We start from the raw sequence: 12,914 nt of genomic DNA, 5'->3' as shown, positions 1-12,914 counted from the left end.
TGCGATATAAGCTTTGTCAGTACGGCTAATCCCAAAACAAAACAGGTCAAAATTATTCTCATTGCTTACCTTTTAAAATATTCTAAAATTCATAACAAATATTACAAAACAAATATTCAAAATAATTATTGCATACATGTAATAACAATATTTTTAGGAAAATGTAACAAAGATTTCGAAAATAATTTGCAATTTTTTTTTGGCTCAATTTTTGTACTATTCATTGTGGGGGTAAAAATGAATTTAAAAGATGCTATTAATAAATTTTTAGACTATTGCGAATCCGAGAAATCGTTTTCGGGAAAAACTGTCGAGAGCTACAAAACCGCTCTGGAGCAGTTCGAGTCGTATTTTTTTTCGCAATATGGCGAGAATCCTGACATTTCGATGATTGAAGCCGATGACATCAAGCCATTTCTGGGTTGGATGCACGACAAGGGTTTGAAGCGAAATTCGCTCCGAATGAAAATTGCAGCCGTTAAATCTTTTTTCAAATATTGCAAAAAAAAGGATTTAATCACACTCAATCCGGGTTCGACTGTAACCACTCCAAAAAAGGAGAAGAGGTTGCCGTCGTTTTTGTTGAAAAATGAAGTCGAAAAAATGCTTGACGGATTTGACACCACAACACCCGAAGGAGCAAGGAACAATGCCTTGGTGGAACTGATTTACAGTTCCGGCTTGCGTATAAGCGAAGCGTTGAATTTGAAGTTAGATGAATTAGATTTACGTAGCGGCACGATACGAATACTCGGCAAAGGCAACAAACAACGCATTGTCCCGATTGGTGAAAAAGCAATCAAGGCAATTGATGAATATAAAAATTTGAGAAGCCAAGTCTCTGCAAAAATTTCCGGAGATTATCTCTTCATCGGTAAATCGGGAAAAAAACTCGATGCCTCGGTTGCATATCGAATAATAAATCGCAAAATGGGCTTAGTGAGCGAATCGAAGCAAAAAAGTCCGCATGTATTGCGTCATAGCTTTGCGACGCATTTACTCGATAACGGTGCCGACATCCGCTCCGTGAGCGAAATGCTCGGACATGCATCGCTCAGTACAACACAAATTTATACTCATTTATCAGTTGAAAAGCTGAAAGAAAGCTACAAAAAAGCGCATCCGAAGGCATGAAATAATTCATTGCCAATTTCTTCTATTTTAAATTAAATAAAAATATAAAATTTGACAATGGAAAAAGTAAAAGTTTCAGTGATTGGTGTAGGGCATTTAGGTAGTATTCATGCAAGATTATGGACAAAACACGAAAACGCCGAGATAGTCGGAGTTCGAGATATAATTCCCGAGCGAGCAACAGCTTCGGCTGATGAGAACAATTGCAAAGTATTTGATGATTTGGAATCTGCTATCGAAGCCGCAGATGCAGTAACGATTGCTGTACCGACTTCGATACATTTCGAAATCGCAAAAGCGTGTATTGAGCGTGGCAAACACTGTTTAATCGAGAAACCGATTACCGAAACTTACGACGACGCCATGAAATTGATTGATTTGGCAAAGCGACATAATGTGCAAATTCAAGTCGGGCATGTGGAAAGATTCAATCCTGCCATTAGTGCCATCAAAAAGTACAACATCAAACCCCTATTTATCGAAGCCCACAGGCTGGGTCAGTTCAAACCGCGTTCTCGAGACGTTTCGGTAATCCATGATTTGATGATTCACGATATTGATATAATATTGTGGTTAGTCAAATCCAAAATTATTAGCGTTCATGCAAATGGAGTAAACGTTTTGACCGATACGACTGATATTGCAAATGCAAGATTGACATTCGAAAACGGAGCAGTGGCAAACATCACGGCTTCGAGGATTTCTGCCAATCCAATGCGTAAGATGCGAATTTTTCAACGCGATACATACTTCTCGCTTGACTTCCAAAAGCATACAGTTGACGTATTCAAAATTTATCCCGATGACGAAAAACCGGATAGTGGCACACCTGCTACAATGCTCGGCTCATTAGAAACAGGCTTGAAGAACAAAAATATATATTTCGAAAAGCCGCAAGTAGAGGAAATCAACGCAATTCTGGAAGAGCAAAAGGCTTTCGCTGACTCGATATTGACAAATTCACCTATTCAGGTGGGTGCATTCGAAGCCAGCGAAGCATTAAGAGTTGCCGAAATAATTATGTATCAAATTTATAACTGATAATTTTTATTCTTTTTCCAAAGTAATGTTTATTTGGACATAATCTTCAGCAATTAAGCTGTAAATATTGATATGTCCGTTGAATTGAGTACTATCGGTTGAAAGAGTTCCTTTGAAAATATACTGAGTCTCGTCCTTGAACTTAATTTCGATTTCTTTCTCGGAAAAAGTGCCTGCGATTGTCCCGCTTTGTTCGAGAGTTTCAGAAACTTGATTATTTTCGTTGCCTACAAAATGGTAAACAAAAACAGCGGCAGTACCGGAAATATTTTGTTCGTTTTTGACAGTCATGCTCATAAATGAGGAGTCCTTATTAACTTTGTAGTAGCCGCGCCATGTACCATTTATAGATTCATCAACAGTGGGTGAAGCGGGGTCATCGCTGCAAGAAATTAAAAATGCAAGCGAGAGAATTATACCAATAAAAATGTTTTTCATTTTCATCCTTTAATTAAATTTAAAAAATCTTCTTCATTCAAAATTTGTACACCAAGCTTTTTTGCTTTGTCGAATTTGCTGCCGGGCTTTGAACCAACCACAACATATGACGTAAGTTTCGATACAGATTTGGTCTCAGTTCCCCCAAGGGATTCGACTTTCAAGGCGGCTTCACTTCGGGTCATAGATTCCATTTCGCCAGTGAAAACGAATGTTTTACCGGATAGTGGTGCATCTGATAAAACTATTTCACCTTCATCAAATTTAAAAGTTAAGCCGTAATTTCGCAGCCGTTCGACGATGGTTTTATTCATTTCAATCGAGAAGAATTTGATAATCGAATCTGCCATTTTGGTGCCGATTTCGTGCACTGCGGTTAATTCATCGCGAGAAGCATTGATGATTGCGTCAATGTTTTTAAAGTGCCTGACGAGAAGTTTTGCCCCTCCCCGACCAATGAATTTGATTCCAATTGCAAACAAAACTCTTTCAAATGGCTGGGATTTGGATTGTTCGATTGCTTCAAGTAAATTTTGTGCAGACTTGTTTCCCCATTTTTCCAAATTTTTCAATATTTCGTAGTGCTTGTGCAATTCGTAAATATCGGCAATATCCTTCAAAAGTCCTTCGTTTACCAGAGTATCAACGACTTTTTCGCCCAGTCCGGCAATATCCAAAGCATCGCGCGATGCAAAATGCTCGATTTTTCGCCGTATTTGCCAAGGACAATCGGGATGCTCGCAATAATAATTTGCCTCGCCTTCGAACCTTACGAGTAAGGTTTTCAAATCACAAGGGCAATATTTTGGAAATTCGTATGGAACAATTTCCGGAGTTCGCAGTTCAATCACAGGCTTAATCACTTTGGGAATGACCTCGCCACCTTTTTCAATCAAAACGGTGTCGCCAATTCGGATGTCGCGTTCGGAAATGAAATCCATATTGTGCAAAGTAGCCCGCGATACAGTCGAACCCGCCAAAAGCACAGGCTCTAATTCAGCAACAGGCGTGACAGCCCCTGTTCTTCCCACTTGAACAGTTATGTCACGCAAAATTGTTGCTGCATTTTCGGATTCATATTTATAAGCAATTGCCCATCGAGGCGAACGTGCCACGCTACCGAGATAATTTTGCTGCCGCGTAGAATCAATTTTGATTACAATTCCATCTGTCTGAAATGGCAAATCATGCCGCTTTGATTCCCATTCATCAATGAAATTTATCAAATCGCCAATGTCATTGCAATATTTGACGCCGGAATTAATCTTGAAGCCTAATTTTGACAGTAAATCTACGATTTCATGTTGGGATTCGATTTCGAAATCATCAGCTTTCAAATAATATGCGATAAAATTTAATTTTCGTTTAGCCACGAGAGCCGAATCTAACAATTTTAATGTTCCGGCAGTTGTATTTCGTGGATTGGCGTAAGGTTTCTCATCCGATTCGATACGTGCTTTGTTGATTTTCTCAAAGTCGTTGACGTGCATAAACACTTCGCCTCGAACTTCAAAATTCTTTAGCTCTTTGCCGTCATAAGACACTACAGGAACTGAGAGCGGGATGCTTTTGATAGTCTTGACATTAGATGTAATATTATCACCTGCGTAGCCATCGCCACGAGTTGCACCGATTTGGAGTTTGCCGTCACTGTATCTCAAACTTAAAGCCACACCGTCAATTTTCAATTCAGCCGAATATGCAAATGACTCGTTTTCTAAGGATTTTTTGATTCGTGCATCGAAATCGAAAATATCTTCCTTTGTGTATGAATTTTGCAAAGATAGCATCGGGACATTGTGAGTGACTTGCTCGAATGCTTTCAGCGGCTCGCCACCCACTCGCTGAGTCGGCGAATCCGAAACAATTATCTCAGGAAATTGTTTTTCGATTGATTGCAATTCGGCGAACAGCAAATCATACTCACGGTCGCTGATAATTGGCTCCGCATCAAGGTAATAAGCCTTGTCGTACTTGCGAATTAGTTGGCTGAGTTCTGTAGCTTTTGCCCTTGCTTGTTCTAAATCCATGTTTTTATTTCAAAATTGATAATCAATATTGACGATGAATCGTCACTACATTTTTAAAAATAAGAAAAAATTAGTCAATGGAAATTGAAAATCAAAAAAACGAATCTCTACATAGAAGAAAAATTTATCCTTTTTTCATGGTCGCATCGCTCTTAATTTTGTTCGACCAAGCCACCAAACTCTATTTCAAAGGCTTTAATCTATTCGGCATCGTTCACGAAGGTGCAGAGTACGGTATGCCAAATCCTGTGATTGGCGACTTCTTGCTATGGACATTTATCGAAAATCCGGGCATGGCATTCGGAATCGAATTCGGAGCAGGGAAAATTTTCTTGAGCCTGTTTTCAGTCTTTGCGAGCATCGGTTTAGCGTGGTTGATTGTGCGAATATCCCAAAGGTCAATCGGGATTTTGATTGGCTTTACATTAATTTTCGCCGGAGCAGTCGGAAATCTGATTGACAGAGTATTTTACGGCGTATTTTACGGTTATGCGCCCTTATTTTACGGCAAAGTAGTTGACTTTGTGCAAGTTGATATTCCTGATATTGATTTTCTGGGATGGACCCACTTCCCCATTTTCAATGTTGCCGATTCTTGTGTCACAGTTGGAGTTGTGTTTTTGATTATATTCCACAAACATTTACCCGAATGGCATGACATATTCCCCCAAAAAGAGACCAATACAATTGAAACCGAAAATATACAATTAATAAATGAAACAGAATCCAAAATAAGCCCAACAGCTAAAGAAGATTAAAATATGGATACCGAAAGTGACATAAAAGCGCAATATCCTGAGCATATTGAAACGATAATTACAATTTCTGTACCCAAAGCACATAAACCCGAACGGCTCGATGTGTATCTGACTCGAAGCGTTGCCAATGCGACTCGGACAAAAGTTCAGAAAGCAATTGACGACGGTTTAGTCACAGTCAACGATTCTCTTGCAAAAGCATCTCAAAAAGTCAAAGCAAATGACCAAATCATCTGCAAATTGATGAAGCCGCCACCAATTGAATTAATTCCCGAGCAACTTCCACTTGAAATATTTTACGAAGATGAGCAACTTTTGGTAGTCAATAAAGCTGCCGGTATGTGCACTCATCCGGGCTACGGAAACAGATACGGAACACTTGTCAACGGACTATTGTATCATTTCGGATTGCGCGAGAGCATCAAATTGGATGATTATGATGAAGATGACGATACAGCCGAAGAGTTAGAAAGCGGGCAAATATTCGCATCCGATACTTTGCGTCCGGGAATTGTTCACCGCTTGGACAAGGACACTTCGGGATTACTTGTCATAGCCAAAAACGACGCTTCTTTGGCAAATTTGAGCAAGCAATTCGCAGACCGTACCACCGAACGCTACTATTATGCTATAGTTTGGGGAATTGTAAAAGAGGACCATGGCGTTATTGAAAATATGCTCGGGCGTTCAATCCGTGACAGAAAAATTTTTGCAGTAGTGAAATCTGATGGCAGAATAGCTAAAACCGAATATGAAGTTCTTGAACGATTTCATTTTGCAACGCTTGTGAAATTGAAATTGCACACAGGCAGAACTCATCAAATCCGTGTACATATGAATCATATCAAGCATCCCATATTCGGCGATACAAGTTATGGTGGCGATAAACAAGTTTACACCTATTTACCGGAAATAAATGCGATTTCCAAAAAATGCTTAAAAATGGTAAATAGGCAACTACTTCACGCAAAAACACTCGGATTCAAGCATCCGGTTACAAAAGAATTTCTAAAATTTGAATCCGACCTACCCGTTGATATGAAAGAGGTAATTCAGGTATTAAGGGAATTAGGTATTTCACAAAACGCATAGGGGTATTATGATTATCAAAAGAGCAGTTACAAGCGAGCCAATTAACGAAGTAATCAAAAATCGGTGGAGTCCGAGAGCATTTGACCGAAATCGCCGAGTTTCTCGCGAAATGTTAGTTTCGATTTGCGAAGCAGCAAGGTGGGCGCCGAGTTGCTTTAACGACCAACCATACCGCTATATAGTATGGGATTATCACCATAATAAATCAGCCTTCGACAGAGCTTTCAATTGTCTTGGCGAATGGAATCAAAAATGGGTGCAAACAGCTCCCGTACTGTTTGTGGCTCTTGCAGATTCAATTTTCAGAAAAACCGGCAAGGATAATCGTTGGGCTCAGTATGATACAGGAGCAGCGAGTATGAATATATGCCTACAAGCAACTTCATTAGGACTTATGGCACATCAAATGGGTGGCTTTGAAGGCGATAAATTGAAAAAAGAATTTGGAATTGACCAAAGATTCACTCCGATGGCAATGATTGCAGTTGGGTATCAAGCTGAAATTGAGGTGCTGGACGAAAGTTACCACAAAGACGAACTCAAAGCTCGTGAGAGAATCCCACTCGGACGTAATTTTTTTGATAGCGAGTGGGAAGTACCGATTTTGAAAGATTTTGCATAATGAATTTGTATTGCTGTTTTGAATGAACTTAGATGCGTTCTAAACTAAACGCCAACTTTCACCGTGTTGATAATTTATGTTCCGATAGTAATAAATCGGATTCAATTTGTTAACTAAAAGATGAATTTATGACTCTATTATTTATTTACTTATTTACAGCTTTAACAATATCCTTCCTTTGTTCAATAATGGAGGCTGTGCTCTTATCAACTCCACTTTCATATTTGAAAGCCAGAGCCTCAAAGGGCGATAAATCTGCGTTAAAATTCATCAAGTTAAAAGAAAATGTTGACAGACCCCTATCGGCAATCTTATCTCTCAATACCGTTGCACATACAGTTGGAGCTGCCGGAGTCGGGGCACAAGCTACTTTGATATTTGGAAATGCCTATTTTGGTATCGTATCGGCTGTGCTTACATTATTAATTTTGATACTTACGGAAATCATCCCGAAAACTCTCGGTGCAAATTATAGCCGTGAACTAATGAGTGTAGCTGCTAATACTATCAATGCAATGATTTTCGTTACATATCCATTAGTTGTAATGTCGGCAGTATTGACAAAGCTGCTATCCCGCAAAGGAACCGAATTGACCACAAGTCGCGAAGAAATATCAGTATTAGCGCATATCGGTACAGAAGAAGGAATTTTCGGCGATAAAGAAAACAAAATCATTCAAAATCTCATAAAATTAAAAAGCATCCGTATTTCTGACATAATGACTCCAAGAATTGTGGTGGTCATTGCAAATGAGGAAATGACTTTGCAGGAATTTTTGAAGAATAAGGATTTCCTACATTTCTCGAGAATCCCAATATATGAAGGCAATCGCGACAATATTACAGGCTATATTTTTCGCGAATTAGTATTTGAAAAGTTGGCAGAAGACCAATTTGACCTGAAATTAAAAGACATCAGAAGGGATATTGTTACTTTTTCCGATTCGACAACGTTATTCACAGCTTGGGAAGAGATGCTCAACAAAAAAGAGCATATAGCATTAGTTTCGGACGAATACGGCGGAATGGACGGAATAGCAACTCTTGAAGACATAATCGAGACCCTTCTCGGTTTTGAAATTGTTGACGAAAAGGACAAAGTTGATGATATGCAAAAATTTGCGATGGACAGATGGAAAACCAAGCAAATGAAATACCGACTACTGAATGAAGAGCATGAATAATAAACCATAAGAGTATGGATCTAATCTATCTTTTCAGGCAGCTTAAAATTATTTTGGATAAATATCCGTTACAATATTAGAGTAACTGACATTTATGTTTCAAAGTAATATTTAGTAGAACTTGAAAAGAAATAAACCAAATAGTTATTGCCCTCTATGCCTGAATGTAGATAATTTTTCATTTTGCAATGATTTTTATCATTGTAGTCAGTGCTTCGGTTTTTTTCGTTCAAATGAATTGCTGCCATCAAGAGAAGAAGAGAGAGAAACATACGAATCACACAATAATGATGTCAATGACCCAAGATATCGGAAATTTGTTGAGCCCATTACTTCTTCCATATTGCTGGAATACACACCTAATAGCAAAGGCTTAGATTTTGGAGCCGGGACGGGACCTGTGATAGAAACAGTTTTGAAAGAGAATTCATTTGATATCGTAATGTATGACCCAATTTTTCACAATTACCCTGAAGTGCTTAATGAGCAGTACGATTACATAGCATGTTGCGAAGTAATTGAGCATTTCCATAATCCGGTCTTTGAATTTGATAAATTTTCAAAAATGCTAAATCCGAAAGGAACTTTGTATTTGATGACGCATCTTTACGACAGCAGCATTGATTTTGCCAGTTGGTACTATATAAAAGATAACACGCATGTTTTCATCTATCAAAAAGATACAATGAGATGGATAAGAGACAAATACAAATATTCGTCAATGAGTATTGAAGGGCGAATGATAATATTGAGAAAAGGGTAATGTGGTTCCCACAACAAAAAAGCCCACCTTTCGGTGAGCTTTATCCTCGCTCCTGAGCAGGGACTTGAACCCCGGACCCTCTGATTAACAGTCAGATGCTCTAACCAACTGAGCTACTCAGGAATAAATTAGATTACAAAAGTAAGGATTTTTTTTAAATTTGCAAAGAGAAAATTTCAAAAAATAAAAAAAATGATTGTAAAAACTGAAGCTGTCGTTTTAAAAACTGCCAAACAAGGCGATACAAGCAAGATTGCGTCGCTTTATACCGATTCGCACGGACTGATTAGCGTGATTGCTAAAGGTGCTCGGAATTCCAAAAGCAAGTTTGGCTCTGCACTCGAGCCGCTTTCGATTGATGAAATCACCTTTTATCATAAGCCGAGCACAGAATTGTATCTGCTCTCCAATGCCGATAGCACAGGAAAAATCCGAAAACTGCAATCGAACACAGAATATTTGATTCACGGATTGATGATTGCCGAAACGATTATGATTTCTCAGGTAAAGCATAGCCCAAATGCTGAACTGAGCTTTATATTGAAAGAATCGCTCATGGAATTGAATCGTGCATCATGCGACCCATTTGCGATTTTTGCTTCGTTCTTGCTGAAATTTTCAAACGAAATGGGATTTGCTCCCGAAATTGAGTTGCTTCACGACATTTCGCCACTTGAGCATATTACGGTAAGTTTGCAAAACGGATGTTCTTGCACTAATCGAAGTGACAAAACTATTCAGATTTCGGCTGATGCATACAGTCTTATCAGCAAATTTAATGAACTTCCTTACGATGCTTTAGAAGGACTAAAATTAAATTTTAATCAACGATTAGAAGTATTTTCCTTTCTTGTTCGTTATATAAGCTATCATTTTGACAAAAGGTTTGTTCTTAAAAGTGCAGGTTTACTAAATTATGGATAATGCCGGCGGAGACCCTTATACGGGGTACGATAATTATTTCAACAGCGAGAATTGGCTAATTCTGCTGATTTTGCTTATACTTAGTCTTGTTATTTTTGCCTCAATCAAAGCAGGTGGTCACGCTCTCAAAAGATTTCGCAGTTATTTTGACGAGTCCGAACTCGGAAATAATTCAGCACTGACACGAATGGCTTTGAATATTTCGGACAACTTTAAAACATATTCATATTCCGAACATGTTGCTTCGACGGTCATATTTGCAGTTTCAGCCGTAGTATTTTATGAATTTGTGTCGCATTTTGCCTTTATTCAGAATGCAGATGATGCACTCAAAATAGCTTTGTTGACATTGTCAATCATACTTTTTGGGATTCTTTCTTATGTTTTCGGTGTGGTGATACCAAAAAATTACGCATCCAAAAATTTGATTTTTTCGGCAAGATTTTTTGCATTCCTATATCAGATTATTTTCCTTATTACGTTTCCAATAGTACATTTAATCAAGTTCATTGATAACAAAACCAAAAATAATTTCCAAAAAGATGATTCAGACAGTGCAAATACTGAAGGAACGGAAGAGATTCGGTACTTGATTGAAGAAAGCTCAAAAAGTGGATATTTGGACGAGGACGACCATGAATTGATGGAAAATGTGATTGATTTTACAGAAACCACCGTGAAGCAAATTATGGTGCCAAGGAATAAAATCGTAGCAGCAGAAATCAATTCCGAATCTCAGGTTATCATCGGGAAAATCATCGAGGAAGGCTATTCGCGTATGCCTGTTTATGAACAAACTATTGATAATATTGTCGGGATTGTGAATACTCGAGATATTTTAATTGCTCAAATGCATGGAAAGCTCAATGATTTGAGAGATTTTTTACGCGAAACAGTTTACACGAAGGAAAATGAGAATATTGATGCATTGCTCAAGGTTCTGCAACAGAAACGCTTGCAATTAGCCGTAGTGCTGGATGCTTTTGGAGGTACAGCCGGAATTGTGACTATGGAGGATATTCTTGAAGAACTTGTTGGCGAAATTCAAGATGAATATGATGAAGAGCAAGCTTTGGTTGAGTTCATTTCGGAAAATTCGTTCATTGTAAAGGCGTCTGCAAGTATAGTAGATTTGAACGAAATTTTGCCCAAAGAATTACCCGAAAGCGACGATTATGAGACTTTGGGCGGCTTGATTACGACTGAAACAGAAACAATTCCGGAATCCGGCGAACAGCATGTTTTGTTTGGTTACAACATGGTGATATTAAATCGTTCAAACAGATATATCGAAACTGTAAGATTGGATTTGTTAGCAAATGAATGATTTATGAAAATTTAATTAGAAAATTTTATCGGAAAATGAATAAGTATTAATTTTTCATTTAAAATAAAATGTATAAATTATGTTGATAACAGATGTCAATAATGCTAATTGTTGTTATGAATGTTCTTTAATTTGCATAGTCAGATAATCAATTGATTCTCAAATCAAATTATTTTAAGTATCTTTAAAGGTTAAAAATGTCATTACTACATTCAAAACTCGCTCAAATACTGCCTAAACAGGCAGATGAAATTCGAAATATGCTGAAAGAACATGGAGATTTTGTTGTTTCAGAAGTAACATTAAAACAGGTATATGGTGGCATGAGAGGTGTCAAAGGACTAGTTTGTGATACATCTGAAGTTCCTCCTGACAAAGGTTTGATTATTCGCGGCATCGAATTAAAAGAAATTACAGAAAAGCTACCCGAAGAAATCTTATGGTTATTGCTTACCGGAGAACTCCCAAATCAAGCTGAATTAGCAGACTTGCAAAAAGAACTTACCGCTCGGAATGCTGTTCCTCAATACGTTTGGGACGTGATTGACAGTATGCCCGCCGATTCTCATCCAATGGCGATGTTCAATACGGCGATTTTGGTGATGCAGAAAGAATCTGTATTTGCCAAAAGATATGACGAAGGTATGCCGAAATATGAGTACTGGGAAGCCACTCTCGATGATTTACTCAATCTTACTGCAAAATTGCCGGCAATAGCGGGCTACGTTTATCGCAAAAGATTCGGCAAAGGTCCACGTATCGAACCGGACAATTCGAAAGATTGGTCGGGCAATTACGTTCACATGTTAGGTTTGGAAGATAATAACGGTGAATTCTCCAAGTTAATGAGACTTTATTTAACACTGCACAGCGACCATGAAGGTGGCAATGCAAGTGCTTACACATCAACTGTTGTAGCATCCACTTTGTCGGATTTGTATTATTCACTTTCGGCAGGTTTGAACGCATTGGCAGGTCCATTGCATGGATTAGCAAATCAAGAATGTTTGAAATGGGTGTTAGAAACTATGGACCAATTCGGTGGAGTTCCGAGTGACGAAGATTTGGAAAAATTTGCTTGGGAAACACTTAATTCAGGTAGAGTAATTCCGGGTTACGGACATGCCGTACTTCGCATCACCGACCCAAGATACGATGCCTTTCTTGCTTTCGGCAAAAAGCATATGCCAAATGACCCTGTATTTGCCACAGTATCAAAAGTTTTTGATGTTGTGCCGAATGTATTGCGTCAAGTCAAGAAAATCAGCGACCCATGGCCCAACGTTGATGCAGGTTCGGGAGCTTTGCTCTATCATTACGGACTGAAAGAATTCAGCTACTATACAGTTTTGTTTAGTGTTTCGAGAGCTTTGGGAATCGGTGCACAAGCCGTTATTGCACGTGCATACGGATTGCCGATTACTCGCCCGAAATCACTTCCTACAGCAAAATATGCAAAGATGGTAAAAGGATAATTCCGAAATCTTTGCTTGAATCAAAAAATGGAAGCTGCTCATATTGGGCAGCTTTTTTTTGGGAGAAATGTAGGAGGCTGTCTCACAAGGGCAGCCATTTTTTATATTTTTGTGGAAAAAAAAGAG

General features: G+C 38.4%; 12 protein-coding genes and 1 tRNA gene. 10 read left to right on the top strand and 3 right to left on the bottom strand.

Annotated elements, in window-relative coordinates:
• Nucleotides 1–237 precede the first annotated feature (237 nt).
• Entirely contained in the window at nucleotides 238–1,134 is an 897-nt protein-coding gene (locus M9949_13690) for a tyrosine recombinase XerC (GenBank protein ID MCO5252454.1), read from the top strand.
• Nucleotides 1,135–1,191: 57 nt separating this feature from the next.
• Entirely contained in the window at nucleotides 1,192–2,175 is a 984-nt protein-coding gene (locus M9949_13685; protein MCO5252453.1) for a Gfo/Idh/MocA family oxidoreductase, read from the top strand.
• 6 nt (nucleotides 2,176–2,181) lie between these two features.
• On the opposite strand, the gene M9949_13680 is transcribed toward M9949_13685, so the two are convergent.
• Nucleotides 2,182–2,613, bottom strand: coding sequence for a hypothetical protein (locus M9949_13680; GenBank protein MCO5252452.1), 432 nt, complete (start codon nucleotides 2,611–2,613; stop codon nucleotides 2,182–2,184).
• A gap of 2 nt (nucleotides 2,614–2,615) precedes the next feature.
• Nucleotides 2,616–4,643, bottom strand: coding sequence for an NAD-dependent DNA ligase LigA (gene ligA / locus M9949_13675; GenBank protein MCO5252451.1), 2,028 nt, complete (start codon nucleotides 4,641–4,643; stop codon nucleotides 2,616–2,618).
• Nucleotides 4,644–4,720: 77 nt separating this feature from the next.
• Between ligA and M9949_13670 the strand changes: the two genes are divergently transcribed.
• The 5 genes from M9949_13670 (at nucleotide 4,721) to M9949_13650 (ending at nucleotide 9,062) form a co-directional block, all read left to right on the top strand.
• A complete protein-coding gene (locus M9949_13670) occupies nucleotides 4,721–5,401 on the top strand; it encodes a signal peptidase II (GenBank protein ID MCO5252450.1) in 681 nt (226 codons plus the stop codon).
• Nucleotides 5,402–5,404: 3 nt separating this feature from the next.
• The gene (locus M9949_13665; GenBank protein ID MCO5252449.1) at nucleotides 5,405–6,493 is read left to right on the top strand and encodes an RluA family pseudouridine synthase; all 1,089 of its coding nucleotides are present in this window, start codon (nucleotides 5,405–5,407) and stop codon (nucleotides 6,491–6,493) included.
• Between the two features lie 7 nt (nucleotides 6,494–6,500).
• A complete protein-coding gene (locus M9949_13660; GenBank protein MCO5252448.1) occupies nucleotides 6,501–7,115 on the top strand; it encodes a nitroreductase family protein in 615 nt (204 codons plus the stop codon).
• A 128-nt stretch (nucleotides 7,116–7,243) separates the two neighbouring features.
• Nucleotides 7,244–8,299, top strand: coding sequence for a CNNM domain-containing protein (locus M9949_13655; protein MCO5252447.1), 1,056 nt, complete (start codon nucleotides 7,244–7,246; stop codon nucleotides 8,297–8,299).
• Nucleotides 8,300–8,537: 238 nt separating this feature from the next.
• A complete protein-coding gene (locus tag M9949_13650; GenBank protein ID MCO5252446.1) occupies nucleotides 8,538–9,062 on the top strand; it encodes a class I SAM-dependent methyltransferase in 525 nt (174 codons plus the stop codon).
• A gap of 49 nt (nucleotides 9,063–9,111) precedes the next feature.
• On the opposite strand, the gene M9949_13645 is transcribed toward M9949_13650, so the two are convergent.
• Nucleotides 9,112–9,185: transfer RNA gene (locus tag M9949_13645), tRNA-Asn, on the bottom strand.
• 69 nt (nucleotides 9,186–9,254) lie between these two features.
• Between M9949_13645 and recO the strand changes: the two genes are divergently transcribed.
• From recO to M9949_13630, 3 genes are all read left to right on the top strand, one after another.
• Complete coding sequence (gene recO, locus M9949_13640; GenBank protein MCO5252445.1) at nucleotides 9,255–9,986, top strand: DNA repair protein RecO; 732 nt, start codon at nucleotides 9,255–9,257, stop codon at nucleotides 9,984–9,986.
• Nucleotides 9,979–11,313, top strand: coding sequence for a hemolysin family protein (locus M9949_13635; protein MCO5252444.1), 1,335 nt, complete (start codon nucleotides 9,979–9,981; stop codon nucleotides 11,311–11,313). The genes recO and M9949_13635 overlap by 8 nt, the downstream gene beginning before the upstream one ends.
• 197 nt (nucleotides 11,314–11,510) lie before the next feature.
• Nucleotides 11,511–12,788 (top strand): citrate (Si)-synthase, encoded by a 1,278-nt coding sequence (locus M9949_13630; GenBank protein ID MCO5252443.1) that lies wholly within the window; start codon nucleotides 11,511–11,513, stop codon nucleotides 12,786–12,788.
• Nucleotides 12,789–12,914: the final 126 nt, after the last annotated feature.

It is taken from the genome of Candidatus Kapaibacterium sp., assembly GCA_023957315.1.
Classification (GTDB): Bacteria; Bacteroidota; Ignavibacteria; order Kapaibacteriales; family UBA2268; genus PGYU01.
The sequence above is the reverse complement of the archived record's forward strand: the minus strand, read 5'-3'. Positions and strand labels throughout refer to the sequence as shown.

Bases quoted from the DNA above. Each gene is read 5' to 3' on its own strand.
- M9949_13690 (MCO5252454.1), top strand. From the start codon at position 238: ATGAATTTAAAAGATGCTATTAATAAATTTTTAGACTATTGCGAATCC.
- M9949_13685 (MCO5252453.1), top strand. From the start codon at position 1,192: ATGGAAAAAGTAAAAGTTTCAGTGATTGGTGTAGGGCATTTAGGTAGT.
- M9949_13680 (MCO5252452.1), bottom strand. From the start codon at position 2,613: ATGAAAAACATTTTTATTGGTATAATTCTCTCGCTTGCATTTTTAATT.
- ligA (MCO5252451.1), bottom strand. From the start codon at position 4,643: ATGGATTTAGAACAAGCAAGGGCAAAAGCTACAGAACTCAGCCAACTA.
- M9949_13670 (MCO5252450.1), top strand. From the start codon at position 4,721: ATGGAAATTGAAAATCAAAAAAACGAATCTCTACATAGAAGAAAAATT.
- M9949_13665 (MCO5252449.1), top strand. From the start codon at position 5,405: ATGGATACCGAAAGTGACATAAAAGCGCAATATCCTGAGCATATTGAA.
- M9949_13660 (MCO5252448.1), top strand. From the start codon at position 6,501: ATGATTATCAAAAGAGCAGTTACAAGCGAGCCAATTAACGAAGTAATC.
- M9949_13655 (MCO5252447.1), top strand. From the start codon at position 7,244: ATGACTCTATTATTTATTTACTTATTTACAGCTTTAACAATATCCTTC.
- recO (MCO5252445.1), top strand. From the start codon at position 9,255: ATGATTGTAAAAACTGAAGCTGTCGTTTTAAAAACTGCCAAACAAGGC.
- M9949_13635 (MCO5252444.1), top strand. From the start codon at position 9,979: ATGGATAATGCCGGCGGAGACCCTTATACGGGGTACGATAATTATTTC.
- M9949_13630 (MCO5252443.1), top strand. From the start codon at position 11,511: ATGTCATTACTACATTCAAAACTCGCTCAAATACTGCCTAAACAGGCA.